The sequence below is a fragment of the Bradyrhizobium sp. P5_C12 genome (assembly GCF_054049735.1).
Genome location: NZ_JBFULU010000068.1, coordinates 1 through 23,154, shown reverse-complemented (window position 1 = coordinate 23,154; position 23,154 = coordinate 1). Strand labels below are relative to the sequence as shown.

Genomic DNA, 23,154 nt, shown 5'->3' with positions numbered 1-23,154 from the left:
CGCGGCCTCTCACCACGTCACCACAAACGCGGGACCACATGCCGCTCCATTCCAGCATCGATCCGTCCTCATCAGATTTTGCGCGCAACTCCGAAGCCATGCGCGGGCTCGTGTCCGACTTGCGCGAAAAACTCAGCCAGGTCGCCGGCGGTGGCGGCGAGGTCTCGCGCAACCGCCACACCGCGCGCGGCAAGATGCTGGCGCGCGAGCGCGTCGATCTGCTGGTCGATCCCGGCACCTCGTTCCTGGAGCTGTCGCCGCTTGCAGCCTACGGCCTCTATGGCGGCGACGTGCATTCGGCGAGCGTCATTACGGGGGTGGGGCGCATCGCGGGCCGCGAATGCGTGATCGTGGCCAACGATGCCACCATCAAGGGCGGCACCTATTACCCGATGACCGTGAAGAAGCATCTGCGCGCGCAGGACGTGGCGCGGCAGAACAATCTGCCCTGCGTCTACATGGTCGATTCCGGCGGCGCCTTCCTGCCGCTCCAGGACGAGATCTTTCCGGACGAGCGGCACTTTGGCCGCATCTTCTATAACCAGGCGCAGATGTCATCGCAGGGCATCCCGCAGATCGCGATCGTGATGGGCTCCTGCACCGCCGGCGGCGCCTATGTGCCGGCGATGTCGGATGAGAGCATCATCGTGCGCAATCAAGGCACCATCTTCCTCGGCGGCCCGCCGCTGGTGAAAGCGGCGACCGGCGAAGTCGTGACCGCGGAGGAGCTCGGCGGCGCCGACGTGCATTCGCGCCAATCCGGCGTCACCGATCACTATGCCCAGAACGACGCCCATGCGATCGGCATCGCCCGGCGCATCGTCGGCACGCTCAAACCGTTAGCGCGGCCGAACCTCAATATGCATCCGCCGCGCGATCCGCTGTTTGCCGCGGAGGAGATCTACGGCGTGGTGCCCGTCGACGGCAGAAAACCGTTCGATGTCCGCGACATCATCGCCCGCATCGTCGACGGCTCGGAGTTCGACGAATTCAAGAAGCTCTACGGCACCACGCTGGTCTGCGGCTTCGCCCATATCTGGGGTTTTCCGGTCGGCATCATCGCCAACAACGGCATCCTGTTCAGCGAGAGCTCGCTGAAGGGGGCGCATTTCATCGAGCTGTGCTGCCAGCGTGGCATTCCGCTGGTGTTCCTGCAGAACATCACCGGCTTCATGGTCGGCAAGAAATACGAGGCCGGCGGCATCGCGCGCGACGGCGCCAAGCTCGTCACCGCGGTTGCGACCGCCTCGGTGCCGAAATTCACCGTCGTCATCGGCGGCTCCTACGGCGCCGGCAATTACGGCATGTGCGGCCGCGCCTACTCACCGCGCTTCCTGTGGATGTGGCCGAACGCGCGCATCTCGGTGATGGGCGGCGAGCAGGCTTCGATGGTGCTGAGCCAGGTCCGGCGCGACAATATCGAGGCCAAGGGCGATAGCTGGTCGAAGGAAGACGAAGAGACATTCCGCAGCCCGATCCGCGCGCAATATGAGAGCCAGGGGCATCCTTATTATGCGACCGCGCGCCTGTGGGACGACGGCGTGATCGACCCGGCCGACACACGGCTGGTGCTCGGGCTTGGCCTCTCGGCGGCGTCGAATGCGCCGATCGAGCCGACGAAATTCGGCCTGTTCAGGATGTGATGCGATGGACCGCTCAAAGCTCTACCGGCGTTTTCGCACGCTCCTGATCGCCAACCGCGGCGAGATCGCCTGCCGCGTCATCCGCACCGCCCGCGCCATGGGCCTGCGCACGGTCGCGGTCTATTCCGAGGCCGACCGTGACGCGATGCATGTCGCGCTCGCCGACGAGGCCGTGCTGCTGGGGCCGGCGCGGGCCCGCGACAGCTATCTCAACGTCGAGCGGCTGATCGAGGCCGCGCGCAAGACCGGCGCGGAGGCCGTGCATCCCGGCTACGGCTTCCTGTCGGAGAATGCCGAGTTTGCGCATGCCTGCCTCGATGCGGGGCTGGTCTTCGTGGGGCCGACCGCCGGAATGATGACGGCGATGGGCTCGAAGTCCGGCTCGAAAGCGCTGATGGAGAAGGCCGGCGTGCCGCTGGTGCCCGGCTATCACGGCGAGGCCCAGGACGAGGTGACGCTGTCGAAGGCGGCCGGCAAGATCGGGTTTCCCGTGCTGGTCAAGGCGTCTGCCGGCGGCGGTGGCCGCGGCATGCGTATCGTGCGCTCGGCGGCCGAGCTTGGGCCGGCGATCGTCAGCGCCAAGCGCGAGGCCAAGGCCGCGTTCGGCGACGATCGCATGCTGATCGAGAAATATGTCGACAATCCCCGCCACATCGAGGTGCAGGTGATCGGCGACAGCCACGGCAATCTGCTCTCGCTGTTCGAGCGCGAATGCACGTTGCAGCGCCGGCACCAGAAGGTGATCGAGGAGGCGCCGTCGCCGACGCTGAACCCCGCGCAGCGCGAAACCGTCTGCGCCGCCGCGCGAAAAGCGGCGGGCGCCGTCGACTATGTCGGTGCCGGCACCATCGAGTTCGTCTCCGACGGCAAGGACGTGTTCTTCATCGAGATGAACACGCGCCTTCAGGTCGAGCATCCCGTGACCGAGCTGATCACCGGCATCGACCTGGTCGAGTGGCAGCTGCGCGTCGCCTTCGGCGAGGCGCTGCCGCTGAAGCAGGACGAGATCCGCCTCAACGGCCACGCCGTCGAGGCGCGTGTCTACGCCGAAAATCCGACCAAGAACTTCATGCCGTCGGTCGGCAAGATATCGACCTGGCGCCTGCCGGCCGAGACCGGCGGCCTGCGCATCGATGCCGGCTATCGCGAGGGCGATAGCGTCTCGCCCTATTACGATGCGATGCTCGCCAAGATGATCGCGTGGGCGCCGACGCGTGACGTCGCAATCGAGCGGCTGAACCGTGGGCTGGAAGAGTCCGACGTCCGCGGCATCGTCACCAACATCCCGTTCCTGTCGGCGCTGGTGACGCACCCAAAAGTGCGGGCCAACGCGATCGACACCGGCTTCATCGAGCGTGAACTGGCGGTCCTGACACCGGCTGCGGCAGCGCCCGGCGAGCTCGAGCTGTGCGCGGCGGTTGCCGCTGTTATCAACGACGAGCGCAAGGCTGCCCGGGTGAACGCGAATTCGCCGTGGCAGACGTTTGGCTGGATGCCGGTCGGCCGCCGCCAGCGCAGTTTTGCCTTCCGCGTCGGACACGGCATCGGACATGGGCCCGAGCAGAAGATCATGCTGAACTACGGCAGCGGCCCGTCGACGCTGCTGATCGGCGAACGCGAGCTGGCGTTCGCGATTGTCCCGCGGGACGGTGGCTTCGATCTGACGCTTGATGGTGTCAAGTCACAGGTCGCGGCTGTCATCGACGGCCATGAGCTTTACTTGCGCACCCGCAACGGCCGCTTCGACCTGCATTGGGTCGATCCGTTCGGCGGCGAGACCGAGGAGCAGGCCGGCGAGGACAAGATCGCGGCACCGCTGCCGGGCACGGTCGTCGCCGTGCTGGCGGAGGAGGGCGCCACGCTCGAGAAGGGCGCGCCGATCCTGACGCTGGAGGTGATGAAGATGGAGCAGACGCTGCGCGCGCCCTATGCCGGCGTGCTGAAGTCGATCAAATGCAAGGTCGGCGACATCGTCCAGGAAGGCGTCGAGCTCGCCGTGGTCGAGCCGTCGGGCGAGTGAGAGTGACATGAGCGACCAGGTCCGCATCATCGAAATGGGGCCACGCGACGGCCTCCAGAACGAGAAGACGCCTGTGAGCGTCGAGGCCCGCATCGCCTTCGTCGAGGCGCTGGTCGTAGCCGGCCTCACCACCGTCGAGGTCGGGGCCTTCGTCTCGCCCAAGGCGATCCCGCAGATGGCGAGCTCCGATGCCGTGCTGCGCGGCGTTGCCCACGTGAAGGGCGCCGAATTCCACGTGCTGGTGCCGAACGAGAAGGGCTATGACGCCGCACGCGCGGCGGGCGCGCAGGTCGTCTCGGTGTTCGCCGCGGCGTCCGAGGGCTTTTCGCGGGCCAACATCAACTGCACGGTCGCGGAGTCGATCGAGCGGTTCAAGCCGGTGCTGGTACGCGCCAAGGCCGACGGCGTCAGGGTGCGCGGCTATATTTCCTGCGTGCTGGGCTGTCCGTTCGACGGCGAGATCAAGCCCAAGGCCGTGGCGGATCTGGCGAAGACGCTGTGGGATCTCGGCTGCTACGAAATCTCGCTCGGCGATACCATCGGCGTCGGCACGCCGGTCAAGGCGAAGGAGATGCTGCGGGCCGTTGTCGCCAACATCCCCGCGGCCCATCTCGCGATGCATTTCCACGACACCTACGGCCAAGCGCTCACCAATCTCTATGCCGGCATGGAGGAGGGCGTCCGCGTCATCGATGCCGCCGCCGGCGGTCTCGGCGGCTGTCCCTACGCACCGGGCGCGACCGGCAATGTCGCGACCGAGGATGTCGTCTACATGCTCGAGGGCATGGGCGTCAGGACTGGCGTCGACATGGACAAGCTTCTGGCGGCCACGAACGAGATCAGCGGCGTGCTGGGCAAGCCGCCCGTGAGCCGCGTGGCGTCCGCGCTGAACGCGAAGAAGAAGCGGGCCACTTCGTAGGGTGGGCAAAGGCGCATAGCGCCGTGCCCACCATCTCTCCGCGATCGTTTTTGGAAATGGTGGGCACGCTTTCGCTTTGCCCACCCTACGCAATGCACGCTTACGCCGCCTTCAGCCCGACATCCGGCAAACGCGGCCGGTTCTTGAGCGCCTTGACCATCATGGCCTCGACCTCGGCCTTTTCCTGCGGCAGTAGCGCCAGCCGCGGCGGGCGGGTCAGCGCGGTGCCGCGGCCCATGATGTGCTCGCACAGCTTGATGCACTGGACGAGGTCCGGGCGCGCGTCGAGATGCAAGAGCGGCATGAACCATTCGTAGAGCGGCATCGCCTCGGCAAAGCGCCCCGCTTTGGCAAGCCGGAACAGCGTCTCGCCTTCGCGCGGAAAGGCGTTCGACATGCCGGAGACCCAGCCCACCGCGCCCATGGCGACGCTCTCGACGATGACGTCGTCCAGGCCTGCGAACAGCACGAAGCGGTCGCCGACCATGTTGCGGGTGTCGATGAAGCGCCGCGTGTCGCCGGAGGAATCCTTGAAGCAGACCACGGTCTCGACGTCGGCGAGCGAGGCGAGGATATCCGGCGTGACGTCGTTCTTGTAGATCGGCGGATTGTTGTAGAGCATCACCGGCAGGTCGGTCGCGGTGGCAACGGCGCGGAAATGCGCGGCGGTCTCGTGCGGCTTCGACGAATAGACCAGGGCCGGCATCACCATCACGCCGTCGATGCCGACACGTGCGGCTTCTTTCGCCGTCTCGACCGCGAAGGCCGTGGTGAATTCGGCGATGCCGCACAGCACGGGCACGCGCCCGGCGGCGACCGACTTCGCCGTTTCCATGATCGCGACCTTCTCCTTGCGCTCCAGCGAGGTGTTCTCGCCGACGGAGCCACAGACGATCAGGCCGGAGACGCCGTCGCGGATCAGCCCGTCCATCACCTTCGCGGTCGCATCGATGTCGAGCGAGAGATCGTCATGGAATTGCGTGGTGACGGCCGGGAAAACGCCTTGCCAGGAAATGCGGGGGCTCATGAGTTCACTCCAAGTGTATTGCCGGCGGGGGGCTGGCGCCGCCGGGTGCTGTGAAGACGATGACGGATGGGATCAGAGCGTCGCGCCGACCTTGCGCAATTCGGCCAGCACCGGCGCCTTGGGCAGCCAGATCTTGTCGAACTCGGCAATGACCGCCTCGGTATCGCCGGCCGGCACCTGCCGGATCGGGATCGGCGCATTGCGGAAGTTCTCGATCAGGGCGGGCTCGTTGGAGGCCAACTCGTCGATCTGCGCGTCGAGCGTCGATTTGACGGTCTTGGCGATCAGCTCGCGGTCGGCTGCGGGGAGCGTCTGCCAGACCCGGCCCGAGACGACCGCCGCCATTGGCATGAAGACGGCGTTCATCTGGAGGATGACCTTCGAGACCTTGTCGAAGCGCTGGTTCCAGGAGAATTCGAGATCGGCCTCCAGACCGTCGACCTGGCCATTGGCCATCGCGTCGAACACCTGCGGCGTCGGGATCGGCGTCGGCGCGGCACCCAGCGAGGAATAGAAGTCGCGATAGACCGGCGTCGGGTTGATGCGCAGCTTCATGCCCTTGATGTCGGCCAGCGAATTCAGGTCCTTGGACGAGAATACCGCGCGCATGCCGGTGATGCCCCAGCCGAGCCCGATCGTGCCGGTCTCCTGCGGCAGCACCTCGAACAGCTTGATCGCCGCCGGATGCCGCACGAACTTCGCGACCGCAGGCGTCGAGCGGACGATGTAGGGCGCGTTGATCGCGGCGATGTGCGGCACGCGCGAGCCGAGCTCGGCGGCCTGGATGAAGCCCATGTCGAGCGCGCCCGACTGCAATTGCTGCATCATCGCGGGCTCGTTGCCGAGCTGGCCGGAGTGGAACACGGTCAGGGTCAGGCGGCCGCTGGTCGCGGCCTTGAGCTCGTCACCGAACTTGATGGCGGCCTTGTTCCAGGAATGGCCGTTCGGCGTGATCAGGCCGAGGCGGAATTCCTTGGCCTGGGCGAGCGCAAGCGAGGGTGCGAACACCGATGCGGCGGCACTGGCGGCGAGAAAGCGGCGGCGTGAAAGCGGCATGGTCGGGCTCCTTTTGGATGGGCCTATTTGATGAGGATCAGGGAGAGCGAGGGATAGAGCGAGAGCAGCACCAGCAGGACACAGGAGATGACGAAGAAGGGCAGCGTCACCATGAACATTTTGCCGGGCTTGGCGCCGGTGACGGCGGCCGCGACGAAGAAGCAGAGCCCGACCGGCGGCGACAGCAGGCCGAGCACCAGGTTGATCACCACGACGACGCCGAAATGCCGGGGATCGATGTGATAGACGTCGGTCGCGACCGGCAGCAGGATCGGCACCGTCATGATCAGCCCGGCGATCACCGTGCCGATCACCAGCAGGATCACGTTGCAGATCAGCATGAAGCTGATCGGGTCCTTGGCGGCCGACTGGATCCAGCCGGCGGTTTCCTGCGGCACCTTGCCGAAGATCAGCACCCAGGAGAACACGGCTGCGGCGGCGACGAGGAACAGCACGATCGCCGAATAGATGCCGCTGCGCAGCATCATCTGCGGCAGCTGGGAGAACTCGAACTCCTTGGTCCAGTATTTCCCAACGAGTGCCGCGGCGACCGCGCCGACAGCGGCGGATTCCGTCGCGTTGGCGAGGCCGCTCAAGATGGTGCCGACGATGACGATCGGGATCAGCAGCGTCGGCGAGGTCCGCACGATCGTCATGACGCGCTGGCGCGGCGTCTGATAGTCGGCGCGGGGATAGTTGTAGATGTATCCCATCAGCGCGATGACGAGGCAGAACATCACGGTGAGGATGACGCCCGGCACGATGCCGGCGATCAGCATGTCGCTGACCGAGACCTGCGCGAGCACGCTGTAGACCACGAACATCACCGAGGGCGGGATGATCGGACCGAGCATGCCGCCATAGGCGGTCAGTCCCGCCGCGAAGGTCTTGTCGTAGCCCTTCTTCTCCATCTCCGGCACCATGATCTGGGCCATGATCGCGACCTGCGCGGTGGCGGATCCCAGGATCGAGGAGATGAACATGTTGGCGAGGATGTTGACGTAGGCGAGCCCGCCCTTGAGCGAGCCGACGAAGGCCATCGCCATGTCGACGATGCGCCTTGTGATGCCGCCGCCGTTCATGATCTCGCCGATCAGGATGAAGAGCGGAATGGCGATCAGGCCGTAGCTGTCGACGCCGCCGAACAGCTGGAGCGGATAGGACTGGAACAGCACCGGGTTGCCGGATGCGGCGATGTAGACGAGGCCGGCGAGGCACAGGCAGAGGCCGATCGGCACGCCGACCAGCATGATCGCGACGAAGGCTGCCGAGGTGATCATCAGTTGACCCCGTCAAGCTCGGAGAGCGCAAAGCCCTTTGGCGGCGTCCGCGGCACCAGTTCGAGATCTTCCAGGAGGTTGGCGAGGCCATGCACGGTCATCGACACCGCGAAGATCGGCAGCGTCAGATAGAGGACCCAGGTCGGCCAGTTCAGCGTCTGGGTGTGCTCGGTGTAGAGGAAGTTGAAGGTGTCGGCGGCGAGCTTGCGCCCGTCGAAACCGGCCCGGGCCAATCCGATCGGATCCATCCAGAGCACGCAGGTGACGATCAGGGCGATGCCGAATACGACGACGAGGCCGGTCGAGATCACCTTCGCGATCTTCTGGTGGCGGGGCGAAAGACGTTCCGTCAGCATCGTGACCGCGAAGTCGAGCCGCAGCCGCGTCATCGCCGAGGCGCCGATGAAGGTCAGCCAGACCACGCAATAGACCGCGGACTCGTCGATCCAGTAGATCGGGAAGTGCGAGTAGCGGGTCACGACGTTCACCAGGATCAGGCCGGTGAGCAGGTACATCAGGCCCATCAGCGCGATCCGCTCGCAGGCGAGCAGGGCACTGGAGGCGCGGACGACCGTGCGTCGGACGCTGAACGCGCGCGTGGTCGGCATCGTCTGCTCGATCATGGAGAGGCCCCAACCCCGAAATTTGTCGTGCTATCGCCGAATGTATAATTTATACATTTTGGGTGTCAAACGGAGATTGCGGTCAATTCGGCGGCAGGACGCGCTTTTGCTGGGCACCGGCTTTTGCTGGCGCCCTAGCTTTTGTTAGGTCCTTCAGCATGCAAGAGAGGGACCGCTTCGGCCGATGAGTCGGAAAGGACAAGAGAAGGTCAGATGAAACAGCCTCTGAAGCATCGCACGCTGTCGGCTGCGATCGTCGACCAGCTCCGGCAGGCGATCCTCGACGGCACCTATCCGGCCGGCTCGCAGCTGCGCCAGGACGCGCTTGGCGACACCTATGGCGTCAGCCGCATCCCTGTTCGCGAAGCGCTATTCCAGCTCGAGGCCGAAGGGCTGGTGCGGATCGTGCCGCAGAAGGGCGCGATCGTCTCCGAGCTGTCGCTGGACGAGATCAACGACGTGTTCGACCTGCGCTGCATCCTGGAGCCAAGGCTGCTGGCGCAGTCGGCGCCGCATTTCTCCGCGGACGATTTCGATGCGCTGGACGACATCCACAGGCAATTCGAGAAGGCAATCAAGGCGAAGAATGTCAGCGACTGGGGGCAGCTCAATGCCGACTTCCATCTGGCGCTCTATATGCACGCCCCGCAGCCGCGCACCCGTGCGATCGTGCTCTCGCTGCTCCAGACCAGCGACCGCTACACGCGCCTCCAGCTCTCCAACACCAAGGCGATGGGGACGGCCGAGAAGGAGCACGCCCATCTGATCGCGCTCTGCCGCGCGCAGAAGGTCGAGGAAGCCTGCCGATTTCTGGAACGGCACATCGAAGCCGTGCGCAAGGACCTGTTGCAGGTCGTGGCCGGCAGCACGATCGCGCCGAAGGGGCGGCGCAAGCCGTAATCGTAGGGCGGGTTAGCCGAAGGCGTAACCCACCACTGTGTGTCTCCGCGGAAGCAGACGAGGTGGGTTACGCCTCTCGGGCTGCGCTTCGCGTATCCGCGCGGCTAACCCACCCTACGAACTTGCCCCTCTTCAATGCGAGAACCAGAACATAAACGCGCATTCAGACGCCAAGGCAAAGGCCGACAGGTATACGACCGTCGAGTCTCTCAGCCACTTCCGTCGGTTCTTGAGATAGGAGACGTAGATGAAGAATACCGGCCCAATCAGCAGCCAGATCGGCCACGTGTAGAACAGTGCAACCGCCAGCCCTGCGAAAAGCGCGAACGGCTGCAACTCCACAATCGCATAGATGGCGAATGGAAGCGCCGGCGCGACGACGTAGGCCAGCGTTCCGAACATCACCGATATCGGCCATACGGAAATCACCTGGGGCCGCCAGCCGCGACGTTTGATGAGACGTGTGAATGCGACGCCCGCCAATGTGCCGAGGATAAACGGCGTGAACAGGACGAGGGCAAGAATGAGATAGCCGCCGATGCCTGGACCGCCTTGCGCCAACGACTCCTCCCATCACCTGCTCCCGTCCGGCCCCATCACGAGATCCGGCAGCGCGATCGCGCCGCGCGCGCGGCGAAAAGAGTGAGTGGCAATCGCAGGGAGGGTTAGATAAGCCGCCCTACGGTGCTGTCGAGGGCGCCGTCGCACGCGGCCTCACCACGCGTAGCGCACGGTGCCCTTGCCGGCGTAGCTGCGGGTGACGTCGGAGAACTGGCCCTCGAAGGTGGCGGCGAGCGACAGACCGCTTGCGAGCTTCACTTCCGCCGACGCGGTGGTCAGCGCCGCGTCGTGCGCCTGCGCGGCGCCGTTGACGACGAAGGATGAGCCGGGCAGCGCCTGGAAGGTCGCGGCGACGTTGCGGTCGGCGTTGAAGTCGTGGGCCCAAGCGGCGCGTCCCCGCAGCGTGACGATCGCGTCGTTGAACGCGAACGACTTGTCGGTGCGCAGGCCGAACTCGCTGCGGATGTCGGTGACGGTCTTCGAAGCGTAGCTCAGGGCGAAGGTGTTGTTGCCCGTGATCGCCTGCTCTGCATAGGCCGGCAGATCGAAGGTGGTGAACTGGCCCGCCGCATAGGGCGTGACGCCGACGCCACCGGTCCACGGCGCGACGAAGCGGTAGCCGCCTTCGAGTCGGCCGGAATACGCGTTGGCGTTGAAGCGCGCCTGAAGATGATCGGTGCCGGCAATGGTGACGTTGCGATCGGTGGTGATATCCTGCCAGCCATAGGCCAGCGCGCCGGTGACATAGGTCGGGCCAATATTGTGCCGCACGAAGGCGCCAGCCTGGAACAGGTCGGAGCGGCCGGTGCCGCCATTCGCCACCGAGAAGTTGGTGCCGCCTCCGGCGAGCGCAAAGCCAGCCACGGTGTACGGCGAGAACCAGTAGTCGACGCCGGCCGCAGCGCCGGCGATGCGGCTGGTGGTGGTGCCGGAGCCGAGTGTCCCGTTGCCGTCGGTGGTTTGCGTGCCGCCGAAACCCGATGCCCACACGCTCCAGCGCGGCTCATACACCTGCGCCAGCGGCGCCTTGCGATAGATGGCGGCGTAAGCGTCGCGCTCGGCGCCCGAGCGCTTGCGGCCGCCCGAAGCATAGCCGAGCGCATCGCTGTCGTCAGCCGCATAGCCCGTCGCTCCACCGGGCGATGCACCGGAATGGCGCCCGGCCACGAACGGATCGGTCAGCACGCCCATGAAAAGGTTCATCGCATCGAAGGTGGTCTGCTGCGCGCCGGTGGCCGTCTCGCCTGAGGCCTGCGTCAGCGCGTTGAGCAGGGGATCGCCCGACAGCGCGAACAAGGCATTGAAGCCGGCCGGCGTGGTGCCGCCGCCGGCCAGCGCAGTGTCGATTCCGGCTGCGACATTCTTCTGATTGATGGAGGCATAACCGAGCAGCGCCGGCGACAGCAGTCCGGGATCAAGCGTCAGCAGTACATCGTTGCCGACATAGCTCAGCCGCGCGTTGCGGGCGAAATTGCTGGACGTGAGGAAGTCCGCACCGGAGAAGGTGCCATTCACGGTGCCCGCGGTCAGGATGGTGTAGGTCGTGGTCGCCGACAGCCGCGCCAGCGGATCCACCACCACCTTGCCGGCGAGATTGGCCGTGTTGGTGACGATGGTCTTGTCGGCGCTGACGCCGGACACCTGCACCAGGTAGGTCGATGCCGCTGTCAATGTCAGGCTGCTCGCCGTCAGCGTGCCGATCGAATTGCCGGGCGCCAGCGTGCCGCCATTGATGGTGGTATCGCCGACGATGCCGTTGCCGCCGAGTGTGCCGCCCGCGTTCACCGTGAGGCTCGCCGCCGAGGAGAGATCGCCATTGACGCTGAGCGTCCCGCCATTGACGTTAACCGCGCCGGCAAATGTGCTGGTGCCGGTGAGCGTCCACACCGAGCTGTCGATCTTGTTGAAGGTGCCGAAGCCCCGATACTGCGCGGCGGCGTCGAGCTGCGAGACGTCGAAGCTTGCCGTCCCGGTGCCGCCGAGCTGGAACGTGTCGCTGCCGCCGCCAAGCACAAGGCCTGAGATGACCGAGCCCGGCGCCAGCGTCAGCGTGTTGCCGGTGCCGGTGAACTGGATCGCATTGGTGCCACCGCTGATCGTGCCGGCGTTGAACACTGACGAGCCGCCGACACCGCCGACCGCAAAAATTCCGTTCACGCCGCCGCTGATGCTGCCACCGGCATTGTTGGTCACTGTCGCGTAGGTTGCGGCATTGATGCCATAAAGGCCGGTGCCGGTGATGCTGCCGGAATTGATGACGGTGGAGGACCCATTGATCGACCAGGTCCCGGTCCCGCCGCTGCTGATGGAGGCGCCAGCGTTGTTGGTGACGGTCAGATCGGTCTTGCTAACCACGCCGGTGATCAAAGTCCCTGTGATGCTGCCGGAATTGGTGATGTTGGTCGCCCCGGTGCCGGCAAGAACTCCGTACAGGTGGCCGGTGATGCTGCCCCCTGCATTGTTGATCACTGTCGCGTCGGTGTTGGCGAAAATGCCGTAGTTGATCGTGCCGGTGATGCTGCCGGAATTGGTGACGTTGGCAGAGCCGGTGAGGGTGTTAACGCCGGAATCGCCGCCGGCGATGCTGGCGCCGACATTGTTGGTCACCGCCACGCTTTGAGCGGAAATGCCGAAGCCGCTGCCGGAGATGGTGCCGGAGTTGGTGAGATCTATGGAGCCGCTGTTCGCAAGAATGCCGAACTTCCCGCCGCTGATGATGCCGCCTGTGGTGTTGACCACCGTTGCGCCGTCCTCGGCACTGATGGCGGCACTGACGCCGGCCGGCAACAGCGTGGTGATGCTGCCGGAATTGGTGATGTTGGCGGTGGCGAGGGCACGAATTCCGTACTGTCTGCCGGTGATGCTCGCACCGGCATTGTTGGTCACCGTCACGGTGCCGGCAGAGATGCCATCAACGAGTGGGCTGCTAATGCTGCCGGAATTGGTGACCGTCCCACTGCTGACCGAGATGCCATAGCCGCCGGTGCCCGTGACGCTGGCGCCGCCGATCACGTTGACGGTGATCCCGGTCTCGGTTGCGGTGCCGTAGCCCGCGGTGCCGGCACTCGTGCCCGGTGCGCCCCCGCCCTGGTCGGTGGTGGTGCCGGTACAAGTCGCCGTCACGTTATCGGCGGACGCTGGCGTGCAATCGGCGTTGGCCGCCGAGGCCATCGCAATCAGGATCAATAGACCGGCCGACGCCGATCCAACCGCTCGCCGCCGCAGCAACCTCAAGCCCAACCGCATGCCCGCCCACCTGCTCTGCAGCGTCCGGCTTTGTTCGCAATACACCGGTTCGCGCTGTCGTCGATATCACGGGGTGCCTGCCATGTGTCGTCGCGCAGGGGCCCGGACAACTTTGGATAGCAGGATTCTCATGCGCCTTGTGCACAAGGAAGAGAGTTTTGGCTAGCTGATGGGCAAACGGCGCTTTGAGGTGTATTTTTCCGGATGGCTGTTGCAAGGACTCAACAGTGAAGAGGCTTCATCGCGGGGTCCTATACGGCATATGCCGTATAGGACTGAACCAGAAGAGAAAGGCGCATTCAGACGTCAAGGCAACGCGACGCCCACCGATGAGCCAACGACGAACGGTGCCAAGAGAACGAGAGCGAGAATGAGATAGCCGCCGATGCCTGGACCGCCTTGCGCCAACGGCTCCTCCCGCTACCTGCTCCCGTCCGGCCCCATCACCAGGTCCGGCAGCGCGGTCGAGATGCCCGGCACGAAGCACAGCAACAGCACCGCGAGCATCATCAGCAGCACGAACGGCAACGTGCCCCAGATCACCTCGCTCAGGGGAATGTCGGGCGCGACGTTGCGGATGACAAAGATATTCAGCCCCACGGGTGGATGGATCAGCCCCATCTCCATCACGATGGTCATGACCACGCCGAACCAGATGATGTCGAAATTGGCGGCCCGCAGCGGCGGCAGGATGATCGGCGCCGTCATCAGGATGATCGAGACCGGCGGCAGGAAGAAGCCGAGCACGACGACCATGACGAGGATTGCGAACAGCAATCCCCAGCGCGGCAGATGCATCGCGACGACGGACTCGGCGACCGACTGCGAGATGTGCAGATAGCTCATCACGTAGGAATACAGCAGCGACATGCCGATGATCATCATCAGCATGGTCGATTCCCGGATCGTCGACTTCATGATCGGCCCGAGGTCGCTCGGCCGCCACACGCTGTAGATCGCCGCGATCAGCGCCAGCGCCAGAAGTCCGCCGAGGCCGGCGGTTTCCGACGGCGTGGCGTAGCCGCCATAGAGGGCGATCATCACGCCGGTGAGCAGCAGCACGAAGGGGATCACGCGGGGCAGCACGCTGAAACGTTCCGCGAGCGTGTACTCGTCGCGGGCGAGGATCGCCGCTTCGGGGCCGCCGTTCTTGTAGACCGCCTCGGCCGCGGCATATTCCCGGCGGAAGCGGATCACGGCGTAGGCGCCGAACAGCGTGACCAGCAGCAGGCCGGGTCCGATGCCGGCGAGGAAGAGGCGGCCGAGCGATTTTTCGGCGGCAACCGCAAACAGGATCATGGTGATCGAGGGCGGCAGCAGGATGCCGAGCGTGCCGCCGGCGGCGATGATGCCGGCGGCAAAGCCGCCGGAATAGCCGCGCTTGCGCATCTCGGGGATGCCGGCCGAGCCGATCGCCGAACAGGTCGCTGGGCTCGAGCCCGCCATCGCCGCGAACAGCGCGCAGGCGAACACGTTGGCGACGCCGAGGCCGCCGGGCACGCGATGCAGCCAGGCATGCAGAGCCAAATAGAGATCCTGGCCGGCGCGCGATTTGCCGATCGCGGCGCCCTTCAGGATGAAGAGCGGAATCGACAGCAGCGTGATCGAGGCCATCTCCTCGTAGACGTTCTGCGTCACCGTATCCAGCGAAGCAGCGGGCATGTAGATGCCCATGAACACGACCGCGACCGCGCCAAGGGCAAACGCAATGGGCATGCCCGAGAACATCACGACCAGCGTCGCAATCGCGTAAGCGAGGCCGATACCGAAAACGCTCATGGCCGCCTGGCTCCGGTGAGAGGCAGCGCAAGCTGCACGAGAATCTGGACGCAGAGCAGGCTCATGCCGAGCGCCATCAGCGTATAGGGAATTGCGAGCGGCGGTGACCACATCGAGTTCGAGACCTGGCCGTCGACATAGGCCTCGTGCGCCAGCGTCCAGGATTTCCAGGTGAAAAAGGCGCAGAAGAGGAACGTCGCGACGTCGACGAGCCAGAGCCGGACCTTGTTCGCCAGCGGCGAGAGCAGCCCGACAAAGGCCTCGATGCCGATATGGCCGCGATTCTGCTGCACATAGGCGGCCGTCATGAAGGTGGCGCCGACCAGCAGGAAGACGGCGGCCTCGTCCTGCCAGTAGTTGGCGGCCTTGAACAGCGCGCGGCTGAGCACGCTGTAGCTCAGAATCCCGCAGGCCGCGATCAGCGCGATCGCCGCGAACACGACGATGACGTTGTTGAGGACGGCGAGACCGCGATCGATCGCCGCCGCAGGGCTGTTGCCCGCGGCAGCGTTCGCCTGGTCATCGCGATCCGGAAGCGGACCGTGGCTCATGCCGTGACGTCGGAGGCGAGCTTGAGCAGGTTCGCCGAGGTCGCGGTCTTGGCGCCGTAATCCTTCCACGCGGTGTCGCGGGCGATGTCGCGCCACTTGCCGACGGTGGCCGCATCGAGCGCAGAGACCTTGGCGCCGGCCTTCTCGTAGACCTTGGCGACCTCGACGTCGTCGTCCTGCGCGCCCTTGCGGCCGAAGGCTTCGAGCTCGGTGCCGACCGCGAGCAGGACGTCCTGCTGGTTCTTCGGCAGCTTGTCGAAGATCGCCTTCGACATCATCAGCGGCTCCAGCATGAACCAGTAGGAGGCGCCTGCGCCTGATGTCAGCGACTTCGCGACCTCCTCGAGGCGGAACGAGATCAGGCTGGTCGAGGAGGTGATGCCGGCATCGCAGGCGCCGGTCTGCATCGCCGCGTAGATTTCGTTCGAGGGCACCGACAGCACCGAGGCGCCGGCGGTCTGGAGCACCATGTCCATCTCGCGCGAGCCGCCGCGCACCTTCATGCCCTTGGCGTCTTCGGGCGCCACGATCGGCTTGGAGCGGCTGGCGACGCCGCCGGCCTGCCAGACCCAGGTGAGCAGGATGATGCCCTTGTCGGCGAGGAAATCGGTCAGCGCCTTGCCGATCGGTTCCTTCTTCCAGCGCAGGCCCTGATCGTAGGTGGTGACGAGACCCGGCATCAGGCCGATATTCGTTTCTGGCAATTCGCCGCCGGCGTAAGGCATCGGATAGAGGCTGATGTCGAGCGCGCCCTTGCGCATCGCGGAGAACTGCGCGTTGGTCTTGATCAGCGAGGAGTTCGGATAGATCTCCGCGGCGATGTCGCCATTGCTGCGCTTGGCCACCTCGGCGGCGAACATGCGGCAAAGCCGGTCGCGGAAATCACCCTTGTCGATGGTGCCGCCCGGGAATTGGTGCGAGATCTTCAGCGTGGTCGCGGCATGCGCGGTGCCAGTGCCGAAGCGGAGAATGGCGGGTGCCGCGACGGCGGTCGCGAGCAGGTGACGACGCGTGAACATGGTTTGATCCCCTTGGACGATTCTTGTTCGGTGTTGATTTGGGCGGGTCATGAGACCGGCGCAGAGGCCCATCCTAGCCGGTCTTTCACCCGATATTCTCTCATCTGATAGTTCGAGACCGAATGCCGCGGCAAGTGTTGGCTTTGTTGCGCTGCACACTCCCGATCCCGTTGGACACGCGCGATTCCTGCGGACGATGGAGGGCAGCAGGCACGCAGAAATTTATCGCCGGCCGCGTAACAACGCCGCGTCGCGATCCGTCGAGTCTGGGTAGCGGCATCCGTCGCTGACAAACACCATCTCGAAGGGAACACGACTCATGACCATTCGCACCCGCATCGTGCTCGGCGTCTCGGCTGCCGCTCTCTCGCTCGGCCTCGCGCTCTCGCCGGCCGCCTTTGCTCAGGACAAGATGGGCAAGGATGACGGCATGATGAAGAAGGACACGATGTCCAAGGACGGCATGAAGAAGGACACCATGTCCAAGGACGACGGCATGAAGAAGGACCACATGTCCAAGGATGGAATGAAGAAGGACGACGGGATGATGAAGAAGAACTGATCTCACGCCGTCATGCCAGGGCGCGCCTCGTCGAGGCGGGCCCGGCGTTTCGACATTCGGATCCGGCGCCTGTCATCGGGCCGCGCATGCGCGCGGACCTGGTAACCCCGTGTCGCACTGATGCGTGAACCGAGGCGCACCTCAGTTCAATTTCAATTGAACGCTACTTGTGAACGTTACTTGCGCTTGGCCTTGCGGGCGGCGTAGCGGGCGTCGCGCTTGGCCTTTTGCTCGGCCTCGAGTTCAGCCGCCTTCGCGGCCGCTTCTTCCGCTTCGCGGGCGATCCGCGCGGCTTCCAGCGCCGCAGCTTCTTCCTCGCGGCGCTTCTCCTCGGCCTTTTCCGCCTCGCGCGCAGCCTTTGCCTCGGCGCGCTTGGCCGCCAGGGCCTCGCGCTCGGCACGCTTCGCCAAGACCGCGGGATCATCGGGCCCCGGCTGCGACTTGAACTTGTTCAAAAGGTTCTTGCGTGCTTCCTGCGCCGCCTTCTGCCGGTCTGTGAAGCCTGGTTCCCTGAATCCACTCATCGAACGAACCTTGTCATCCTCGCTTTCAATCCTACATCAAGTCGGTGGGTACGCAGGCCGCATCAAACGCATGCCGCGTGACGCCAGCGTGTACATCCATGCGCGCCGCAAAGCCACCCATAATCGCAGCCGATCAGGTAGACGAAAAATCGCTGGACCAGCCGATCCATTCGTAGCCCGGAATAGCTGCCGAATTGTGATGTCCCTCATAAAGGGCGGTGGGGGCGACGCCTAGCGTCCGCCCCGAGACGACACGGAGCACAGCATGACCATCTTCCGGCTCAGCCTGAAGGCGCTCGCAATCACCTTTGCGGTGGTGGCGCTGGCCGGGGCTGCGTTCGTGCTCGCCCGTCCGCAGCCGATCGAGAATGCCGTCCTGGGTGCAGGATGGGAGTGCAGTCAGACCGCTTTCGTGCTCACGACCTGCGCGCCGCGGGGCCAGCAGGCAACCCCGGCGATCGAAACCTCGCGCAAGGACCTGGTCAGGCCGACCCGTGGCTGAACTGGGTTGGCTGATCGGGATGTGACCGATCGGGATGTGACGCGACGTCGCAGAGGTGATAAGCCGTCTCGACCGCGCGATCAGGTAGCCATGCCCAAGCCCCCATGCCCAAGCCCCCATGCCCAAGCCCGTACCCGGTGAGAAGCCCAAATCTCAACCAAAATCGCAACCGGCGGCCCGATCCGGCAACAACCGCCGCGGCGCGATCGCCGGATTGATCATCGCCATCGTGATCCTCGGCGTCGGCTGGTGGCTTGCCCGTGATCTCACCGCCGCCAGCAGGATGCAGGACTGCCTGATGTCGGGGCGCAGCAACTGCAATGTGATCGAGCCGGCCCGCTAGAAGGGGTCCAGCGCGACCCTCTGCAGCTCTGTGGGGCCGAAAAATTGCCGTGATCTTAAACATTTGTAACGGGACATAGCCGATCAGGCAGGTCAGTTATGTCCGCCGGCATCAGCCATGCGCGACCCGAATCGGCTATCGCGCAGGCACCACGGCAATCGAGAAGAGCAGGGGGTCAAGCACGCATGAGTGCGTCCAGCCGCATGAAGATCATCATTCCCTTGGTTTCGGCCATGTCATTGCTCGCGCTCTCGGCGCAGGCGCAGGAGGCCCGGCCGCCGAGGGACGCCGGCCAACCGCCGGGGCCGGGCGCAGGCGCGCCGCAGCACAATCCGCAGAACATGCGCAAGGGACCCCCGCCGCAGCAGGCCGCTCGGCCTGCGCCGCAGCCCGGCGGCCCGGCCCATGCCGGTCCCGGTCCTGGTCCACACGGCGCCGGCGGCCCTCCGCCGGGACGCTATATGGCGCGCGGTCCCGCACCGGAGCGCGACTGGGGCGGACACGCCTATCGCGGCAATCGCGCCTGGGATGGCGGGCGCTGGCGCCACGAGGTCCGCAACGGCCGCTCCGGCTGGTGGTGGGACGTCGGCGGCGCGTGGTATTATTATCCGCAGCGGATGGACGGCCCGCCCGCCTACATCTCCGAAGATTATATCGACGACGTGCCGGTGGCCTATGCGCCGCCGCCACCGCCTGTCGCCTACGCACCGCCTCCGCCGCCACCGCCGGCCGATCCCGGCGCAAGCGCGCTTGGTGGCGCCATCGTCGGCGGCGTGCTCGGCGGCCTGATTTCGGGCAACGCAACCGGGGCGGCCGCAGGTGCGGTTCTCGGCGGCGCGACCGGCGCGATCGCGGGCGCCACCGCGGCATCGCAGCCCGGCTACTATCTGGCTCAGGGCAATTGCTACTACCGCTATCCGAACGGCCAGTACGTGCAGGCCGATCCGCGCGCGTGCTACTGAGCTTTCTCAAACGATATCCGACGTGAATGAGGCGGGCCCGGTGCCCGCCTCATTTGTTTTGGCGGCGCCTCCGGACAAGCGTCGTTGGCTCACGTCATCGACCTCGTGCGAAAACCGCTTCGCACTTCGACGCTCCGCGGCCCTTCGGAGTCGGTCCGGCCGCGACATCAATGCGGCAGCGCACAACAATTGCCCGGAATTTCCTCTGGCGCTCGCTGCTGCTTCGCGCAATTGATTAAAGAAAAAAACTAAATGCGAGTCGTGGGGAACAGGAATATGTTGGATGCGATCCAGATCAGCGTGGCGTTGTGGGCCATGATTGTGTGTGCGGGGATCAAGGTCGGGCAGATCGTGCACTGCCTGTTCTAGGTGGCGAGCCAGTTCAGGATCACCATCGCCAGCCAGATCAGTCCTCCGATCCAGGCCGTCATCACGATGCCGATTGTCGCGAGAAGAGCGAGGCCGAATATGTCGGCCTTGCGCGGTGACGTCGCGGCGCCAGCCTCGGACGCGGCTTCGGCTTCCTGTGTCATGACGGGAACGGTTTTCCACCCAGTGCTTGTGGCGGTGTTTAGCGGAGACGCAGCGCGCGGGCTGTGACGCACTTCACAGATCGGCCTGAATGCATGTCGGCCTCACGGCTTCGCGCCGGAGACGTCTGGAAACAATCGCGCGGCCTTTGGCTCACCGCTTGAAGCAGATTGGCGGATTTTCGGTTGGCAACGCGGTCATCCCCGCAATCATACGGACGAGATTGCCACGCACTTGTCCAGATCGGCTGGCTAGAGTCGGCCTCATGTGCACCAAGTACGATCCACAGCGCGAAGCCGAGGCCGCAATGAAGCGGGCCGCCGCGTCCGAGGGCGCCGACCGGCAAAAACTGATCCAGCTGGCTGTGGCCTGGCATCTGCTCGCGCGCGAGCCGCGCGACGAGCGGACCGACTGATCGCGCGGTAGCGCCTTGGGCGCTCGCGACACTGCTGCTGTCGAACGCCGCGATCGATGCGTACCGGTTGCGGCCGGTGCTCGAGACTCTCGACGCATGATCGATCTGACGGAGCGAAACGCGGCATTAAGAAATGCGCCGCGCCGATTTTCGCGATTACGATTCGTGCTTTGCGAACGAAGCGGAGTCGGACCGTGAACAAACGAAATGCCGGCCAAGTGTCGGCCGATTCAATGCCGCGCGTGCATCAATCGATCGCCAGGCAATGCTCCAAGGGTGGCTTCTGGTGGCCTCGACGCGCCCACGCCTGAACGGCGAAGGCAAGTTGATGCTGACTCACCGCGGCGTCCGCGATGGAAGCCTGCGCCGTCTCGATGGGTCTTGCGATCGTGCCCGGATTCACGATGACGCCCGCGTCGACTGCCAAGAACAATATTGCGAGGACGGCAACCGCAGATGCGATCGCCATTCTCGTCCACTCGGATAGCGGCATCGGAGTCCTTCTTGGGCGCACGTCGCCCGGCGCATAGATAGGGCTCCTCTATCCGGTTCAAAGCCCGGGGCGGGGCGACGCACGCGTTCGTGAAGGACGGCGGATTGCCGGCTGGTGCGCGCTGACAATGAACGTCGGTGCATCAAGCTGTCGCGCGCTGGCGGACGGGCACGACGGCTGAACAGACATGAGGGGCCTGCCCGTCGATACGACTGGAGCTGGCGATCCCAGCAGGACTCGAACCTGCAACCCGCGGAGTAGAAAAAGCTTGGTCGCTACCCGGTTTTATTCGTCATTTCAGAGTCTTAGAAGGTGTAGCGCAGTTAGTTCGGAAAGTATTTCGGGAACACGTTTCGTAGGAAATCGCGCACCAAGGATCTAAGCGGAAGGTGCTTTTGCTTTCACTCCATTCGTTCTCGAAATCTAGCGTTCCTCGCTGATCAAGTCGAACGCCGGAATATTTTGAGCCTTTAGAGCGGGAATAATATAGCGATTGAGTCGCTTCGTCCCCCTCACTCTTAAAGGAGGCGCGTTGTCGTATTCGCAGTCAAACATGACGTCGACCTGCACCGGCCATCCATTGAAAGGCACATTCTGCAGTGTTGGGTAGGTGTACCAGCCCTGTTGGCCCCGATTCATAAAGTAGTCTGTCGTCGCAGCCGCCGCCGAGAGTTTAATTCCGTTCGCTTCAATGGAATAGGAACGCAAACGCCACTTGAGCATCCGCTCGCCAAAATTGGCGAAATGGACCGTGGCGGTGATGTCGCAGGTTTTTGTCCGCTTGTTCACCCTCGTGACAAACCGAACATTTTGATATGCGAGTGGTCGGTCTTCCTGATGGACGGCAAGCTGTTTTTTCAACTCGTCAATAGTGCTGCGGCTCGTTTTCCAGAGTCTGTATGGTAGGATCAAAATTATTTCGAGCGCGCTGACGGCAACTGCGGCCGTCCATATCTGCAAGGTGGTGAATGGGCTGTTTTGCCAACCCAAATGAAGGCCGATCGCCAAGATCAGATTTGCCAAGAGCGTTACGACAACCACTCCGCGGCGAAAGGCATTCGGTATTTCGGCGGCGCACTCCCACGCATATTCTTTGAATCCGCCTGACATAAAAATCCTTCACACGCTGCCTCGCGGCTTATCTTGCGCCCATTCCATGCAAGAAGGTTGGTTTCGACCGGCCTCGGTAATCCCAATCAGCGAGACGCCGATTGCACGACAAACCTTAAGGCCCTGATCAATCGAATCCTGCTATTTCCAGCCTCATAGTTGCTCCCGGCTTGAGGTTCAATCCCGACGAGCCGACACCAACCGGTCTGCTTGAGCCCCTTTGGGGTAGGCCGCTGGTCATTCGCGATAGATCCAATCCAGGGCAACGCTGGCGGCCTCGCAAACTCTCAGAGCTTTGTCGATGGAAACGCGGCGCAATCCCGTCTCATAATTACTCCACGCTGCTTGCTCTACCTGCTCTTCTTATCAATCTTTACCTGCAGTGCCGTCACAAGTTCGACCGGCAGTCCGGACAAATGACCGCGATATATCCAATCGAGCGAAGCTCCAGTGGCCACGCAGACCTTGATCGCTTGATCGATCGAAATTCGCCGCACCGCATTCTCGTAGTTGCTCCAAGCTTGCGGTTCGATTCCAACGAAGCGGCACCAATCCGCCTGGTTTAGGTTCTTCGCCTCGCGGGTGCGTTTGAGACGTTCCGCGAGCAATTGCAGTTCGGATTTTGCTGACACAACATTGCTACTCACAAATTCTATCCACGTTCTGTGTATACGAACAACCAAAGCGAGATCATAGAAATCACGCACGCTCAAGGTGTCGTGACGTAAGTAATTGGCTTTTATAGGCTTTTCGCGGTTCAACCCACGGATTAGAACTCCGCTGCTCTATCGAAGGCGAAAAAAGGGATTGACGAATCATTTCAACATGATCCGAGCGGCCGTCGCGTCAGCTGAAGATGACAATAGAATCGGTTCGGTAATTTTTTCGGGAATCTGGCTCGATAAACCCGGCTTACACCGGCTTACATTTCTAGTTTTCGAGAGGTGGCACTTTTCTCAGAATTCAAATTGTGCTTATTTCACAGGGGTTTTTGAGAGTTTTTGGCGATCCCAGCAGGACTCGAACCTGCAACCCGCGGAGTAGAAATCCGCTACTCTATCCAGTTGAGCTATGGGACCGTCTTGAGC

At 64.0% G+C, this 23,154-nt stretch carries 23 protein-coding genes and 1 tRNA gene; 9 read left to right on the top strand and 15 right to left on the bottom strand.

The window, feature by feature from the left end:
* Positions 1-38: 38 nt before the first annotated feature.
* From ACXJMY_RS34865 to ACXJMY_RS34855, 3 genes are read left to right on the top strand one after another with little or no spacing between them, the layout of a single operon-like run.
* Entirely contained in the window at positions 39-1,643 is a 1,605-nt protein-coding gene (locus ACXJMY_RS34865) for a carboxyl transferase domain-containing protein (protein ID WP_456623887.1), read from the top strand.
* A gap of 4 nt (positions 1,644-1,647) precedes the next feature.
* Positions 1,648-3,663, top strand: coding sequence for an acetyl/propionyl/methylcrotonyl-CoA carboxylase subunit alpha (locus tag ACXJMY_RS34860; RefSeq protein ID WP_456623886.1), 2,016 nt, complete (start codon positions 1,648-1,650; stop codon positions 3,661-3,663).
* A gap of 7 nt (positions 3,664-3,670) precedes the next feature.
* Positions 3,671-4,582 carry a hydroxymethylglutaryl-CoA lyase gene (locus tag ACXJMY_RS34855; RefSeq protein WP_456623885.1) on the top strand — a complete coding sequence of 304 codons (912 nt, stop codon included), beginning with the start codon at positions 3,671-3,673 and terminating at the stop codon, positions 4,580-4,582.
* A 100-nt stretch (positions 4,583-4,682) separates the two neighbouring features.
* Here the strand turns inward: ACXJMY_RS34855 and ACXJMY_RS34850 are convergent, their stop codons facing one another.
* The 4 genes from ACXJMY_RS34850 to ACXJMY_RS34835 all read right to left on the bottom strand — a co-directional run bounded on the left by ACXJMY_RS34850 (position 4,683) and on the right by ACXJMY_RS34835 (position 8,553).
* Positions 4,683-5,609 (bottom strand): dihydrodipicolinate synthase family protein, encoded by a 927-nt coding sequence (locus tag ACXJMY_RS34850; RefSeq protein ID WP_456623884.1) that lies wholly within the window; start codon positions 5,607-5,609, stop codon positions 4,683-4,685.
* A 72-nt stretch (positions 5,610-5,681) separates the two neighbouring features.
* Positions 5,682-6,665 carry a TRAP transporter substrate-binding protein gene (locus ACXJMY_RS34845; RefSeq protein ID WP_456623883.1) on the bottom strand — a complete coding sequence of 328 codons (984 nt, stop codon included), beginning with the start codon at positions 6,663-6,665 and terminating at the stop codon, positions 5,682-5,684.
* A gap of 23 nt (positions 6,666-6,688) precedes the next feature.
* A complete protein-coding gene (locus tag ACXJMY_RS34840) occupies positions 6,689-7,945 on the bottom strand; it encodes a TRAP transporter large permease (RefSeq protein ID WP_456623882.1) in 1,257 nt (418 codons plus the stop codon).
* Complete coding sequence (locus ACXJMY_RS34835; protein WP_456623894.1) at positions 7,945-8,553, bottom strand: TRAP transporter small permease; 609 nt, start codon at positions 8,551-8,553, stop codon at positions 7,945-7,947. The genes ACXJMY_RS34840 and ACXJMY_RS34835 overlap by 1 nt, the downstream gene beginning before the upstream one ends.
* 228 nt (positions 8,554-8,781) lie before the next feature.
* Between ACXJMY_RS34835 and ACXJMY_RS34830 the strand changes: the two genes are divergently transcribed.
* The gene (locus tag ACXJMY_RS34830) at positions 8,782-9,468 is read left to right on the top strand and encodes a GntR family transcriptional regulator (RefSeq protein WP_456623881.1); all 687 of its coding nucleotides are present in this window, start codon (positions 8,782-8,784) and stop codon (positions 9,466-9,468) included.
* A 132-nt stretch (positions 9,469-9,600) separates the two neighbouring features.
* On the opposite strand, the gene ACXJMY_RS34825 is transcribed toward ACXJMY_RS34830, so the two are convergent.
* The 5 genes from ACXJMY_RS34825 to ACXJMY_RS34805 form a co-directional block, all read right to left on the bottom strand.
* The gene (locus ACXJMY_RS34825) at positions 9,601-10,029 is read right to left on the bottom strand and encodes a hypothetical protein (protein WP_456623880.1); all 429 of its coding nucleotides are present in this window, start codon (positions 10,027-10,029) and stop codon (positions 9,601-9,603) included.
* 153 nt (positions 10,030-10,182) lie between these two features.
* Positions 10,183-13,275 carry an autotransporter outer membrane beta-barrel domain-containing protein gene (locus ACXJMY_RS34820; RefSeq protein WP_456623879.1) on the bottom strand — a complete coding sequence of 1,031 codons (3,093 nt, stop codon included), beginning with the start codon at positions 13,273-13,275 and terminating at the stop codon, positions 10,183-10,185.
* A gap of 420 nt (positions 13,276-13,695) precedes the next feature.
* Complete coding sequence (locus tag ACXJMY_RS34815) at positions 13,696-15,054, bottom strand: TRAP transporter large permease (protein WP_456623878.1); 1,359 nt, start codon at positions 15,052-15,054, stop codon at positions 13,696-13,698.
* On the bottom strand, positions 15,051-15,605 hold the full coding sequence (locus ACXJMY_RS34810) for a TRAP transporter small permease (RefSeq protein WP_456623877.1): 555 nt from the start codon (positions 15,603-15,605) through the stop codon (positions 15,051-15,053). The genes ACXJMY_RS34815 and ACXJMY_RS34810 overlap by 4 nt, the downstream gene beginning before the upstream one ends.
* The gene (locus ACXJMY_RS34805; protein ID WP_456623876.1) at positions 15,602-16,624 is read right to left on the bottom strand and encodes a TRAP transporter substrate-binding protein; all 1,023 of its coding nucleotides are present in this window, start codon (positions 16,622-16,624) and stop codon (positions 15,602-15,604) included. The genes ACXJMY_RS34810 and ACXJMY_RS34805 overlap by 4 nt, the downstream gene beginning before the upstream one ends.
* 319 nt (positions 16,625-16,943) lie before the next feature.
* On the opposite strand from ACXJMY_RS34805, the gene ACXJMY_RS34800 reads away from it, so the two are divergent.
* Complete coding sequence (locus ACXJMY_RS34800) at positions 16,944-17,186, top strand: pentapeptide MXKDX repeat protein (protein ID WP_028150975.1); 243 nt, start codon at positions 16,944-16,946, stop codon at positions 17,184-17,186.
* A gap of 176 nt (positions 17,187-17,362) precedes the next feature.
* Here the strand turns inward: ACXJMY_RS34800 and ACXJMY_RS34795 are convergent, their stop codons facing one another.
* Positions 17,363-17,710: a DUF6481 family protein gene (locus ACXJMY_RS34795; protein WP_456623875.1), complete on the bottom strand. Its 348-nt coding sequence runs from the start codon at positions 17,708-17,710 to the stop codon at positions 17,363-17,365.
* 265 nt (positions 17,711-17,975) lie between these two features.
* On the opposite strand from ACXJMY_RS34795, the gene ACXJMY_RS34790 reads away from it, so the two are divergent.
* The 3 genes from ACXJMY_RS34790 to ACXJMY_RS34780 all read left to right on the top strand — a co-directional run bounded on the left by ACXJMY_RS34790 (position 17,976) and on the right by ACXJMY_RS34780 (position 19,517).
* Positions 17,976-18,212, top strand: coding sequence for a hypothetical protein (locus ACXJMY_RS34790; RefSeq protein ID WP_456623874.1), 237 nt, complete (start codon positions 17,976-17,978; stop codon positions 18,210-18,212).
* Positions 18,213-18,330: 118 nt separating this feature from the next.
* A complete protein-coding gene (locus ACXJMY_RS34785; protein WP_456623873.1) occupies positions 18,331-18,555 on the top strand; it encodes a DUF2273 domain-containing protein in 225 nt (74 codons plus the stop codon).
* 185 nt (positions 18,556-18,740) lie between these two features.
* Positions 18,741-19,517: a hypothetical protein gene (locus ACXJMY_RS34780; protein ID WP_456623872.1), complete on the top strand. Its 777-nt coding sequence runs from the start codon at positions 18,741-18,743 to the stop codon at positions 19,515-19,517.
* A 365-nt stretch (positions 19,518-19,882) separates the two neighbouring features.
* Here the strand turns inward: ACXJMY_RS34780 and ACXJMY_RS34775 are convergent, their stop codons facing one another.
* Complete coding sequence (locus ACXJMY_RS34775; protein WP_456623871.1) at positions 19,883-20,050, bottom strand: hypothetical protein; 168 nt, start codon at positions 20,048-20,050, stop codon at positions 19,883-19,885.
* 263 nt (positions 20,051-20,313) lie between these two features.
* Between ACXJMY_RS34775 and ACXJMY_RS34770 the strand changes: the two genes are divergently transcribed.
* A complete protein-coding gene (locus ACXJMY_RS34770) occupies positions 20,314-20,463 on the top strand; it encodes a hypothetical protein (RefSeq protein ID WP_456623870.1) in 150 nt (49 codons plus the stop codon).
* 247 nt (positions 20,464-20,710) lie between these two features.
* On the opposite strand, the gene ACXJMY_RS34765 is transcribed toward ACXJMY_RS34770, so the two are convergent.
* From ACXJMY_RS34765 to ACXJMY_RS34750, 4 genes are all read right to left on the bottom strand, one after another.
* Positions 20,711-20,932, bottom strand: a complete 222-nt coding sequence (locus ACXJMY_RS34765) for a hypothetical protein (RefSeq protein ID WP_456623869.1) — start codon at positions 20,930-20,932, stop codon at positions 20,711-20,713.
* Between the two features lie 447 nt (positions 20,933-21,379).
* Complete coding sequence (locus ACXJMY_RS34760; RefSeq protein ID WP_456623868.1) at positions 21,380-22,066, bottom strand: hypothetical protein; 687 nt, start codon at positions 22,064-22,066, stop codon at positions 21,380-21,382.
* A 350-nt stretch (positions 22,067-22,416) separates the two neighbouring features.
* Positions 22,417-22,827, bottom strand: a complete 411-nt coding sequence (locus ACXJMY_RS34755; RefSeq protein ID WP_456623867.1) for a helix-turn-helix domain-containing protein — start codon at positions 22,825-22,827, stop codon at positions 22,417-22,419.
* 241 nt (positions 22,828-23,068) lie between these two features.
* Positions 23,069-23,145, bottom strand: a tRNA-Arg gene (locus ACXJMY_RS34750).
* Between the last annotated feature and the right edge of the window lie 9 nt (positions 23,146-23,154).

Excerpts from the sequence above, each read along its gene's own strand:
- ACXJMY_RS34780 (WP_456623872.1), top strand. The coding sequence starts at position 18,741 with ATGAGTGCGTCCAGCCGCATGAAGATCATCATTCCCTTGGTTTCGGCC.
- ACXJMY_RS34845 (WP_456623883.1), bottom strand. The coding sequence starts at position 6,665 with ATGCCGCTTTCACGCCGCCGCTTTCTCGCCGCCAGTGCCGCCGCATCG.
- ACXJMY_RS34830 (WP_456623881.1), top strand. The coding sequence starts at position 8,782 with ATGAAACAGCCTCTGAAGCATCGCACGCTGTCGGCTGCGATCGTCGAC.
- ACXJMY_RS34865 (WP_456623887.1), top strand. The coding sequence starts at position 39 with ATGCCGCTCCATTCCAGCATCGATCCGTCCTCATCAGATTTTGCGCGC.
- ACXJMY_RS34835 (WP_456623894.1), bottom strand. The coding sequence starts at position 8,553 with ATGCCGACCACGCGCGCGTTCAGCGTCCGACGCACGGTCGTCCGCGCC.
- ACXJMY_RS34770 (WP_456623870.1), top strand. The coding sequence starts at position 20,314 with ATGTGCACCAAGTACGATCCACAGCGCGAAGCCGAGGCCGCAATGAAG.
- ACXJMY_RS34850 (WP_456623884.1), bottom strand. The coding sequence starts at position 5,609 with ATGAGCCCCCGCATTTCCTGGCAAGGCGTTTTCCCGGCCGTCACCACG.
- ACXJMY_RS34820 (WP_456623879.1), bottom strand. The coding sequence starts at position 13,275 with ATGCGGTTGGGCTTGAGGTTGCTGCGGCGGCGAGCGGTTGGATCGGCG.
- ACXJMY_RS34815 (WP_456623878.1), bottom strand. The coding sequence starts at position 15,054 with ATGAGCGTTTTCGGTATCGGCCTCGCTTACGCGATTGCGACGCTGGTC.
- ACXJMY_RS34805 (WP_456623876.1), bottom strand. The coding sequence starts at position 16,624 with ATGTTCACGCGTCGTCACCTGCTCGCGACCGCCGTCGCGGCACCCGCC.
- ACXJMY_RS34785 (WP_456623873.1), top strand. The coding sequence starts at position 18,331 with ATGCCCAAGCCCGTACCCGGTGAGAAGCCCAAATCTCAACCAAAATCG.
- ACXJMY_RS34760 (WP_456623868.1), bottom strand. The coding sequence starts at position 22,066 with ATGTCAGGCGGATTCAAAGAATATGCGTGGGAGTGCGCCGCCGAAATA.
- ACXJMY_RS34800 (WP_028150975.1), top strand. The coding sequence starts at position 16,944 with ATGACCATTCGCACCCGCATCGTGCTCGGCGTCTCGGCTGCCGCTCTC.
- ACXJMY_RS34765 (WP_456623869.1), bottom strand. The coding sequence starts at position 20,932 with ATGGCGATCGCATCTGCGGTTGCCGTCCTCGCAATATTGTTCTTGGCA.
- ACXJMY_RS34855 (WP_456623885.1), top strand. The coding sequence starts at position 3,671 with ATGAGCGACCAGGTCCGCATCATCGAAATGGGGCCACGCGACGGCCTC.
- ACXJMY_RS34810 (WP_456623877.1), bottom strand. The coding sequence starts at position 15,605 with ATGAGCCACGGTCCGCTTCCGGATCGCGATGACCAGGCGAACGCTGCC.
- ACXJMY_RS34840 (WP_456623882.1), bottom strand. The coding sequence starts at position 7,945 with ATGATCACCTCGGCAGCCTTCGTCGCGATCATGCTGGTCGGCGTGCCG.
- ACXJMY_RS34795 (WP_456623875.1), bottom strand. The coding sequence starts at position 17,710 with ATGAGTGGATTCAGGGAACCAGGCTTCACAGACCGGCAGAAGGCGGCG.
- ACXJMY_RS34860 (WP_456623886.1), top strand. The coding sequence starts at position 1,648 with ATGGACCGCTCAAAGCTCTACCGGCGTTTTCGCACGCTCCTGATCGCC.
- ACXJMY_RS34790 (WP_456623874.1), top strand. The coding sequence starts at position 17,976 with ATGACCATCTTCCGGCTCAGCCTGAAGGCGCTCGCAATCACCTTTGCG.
- ACXJMY_RS34775 (WP_456623871.1), bottom strand. The coding sequence starts at position 20,050 with ATGACACAGGAAGCCGAAGCCGCGTCCGAGGCTGGCGCCGCGACGTCA.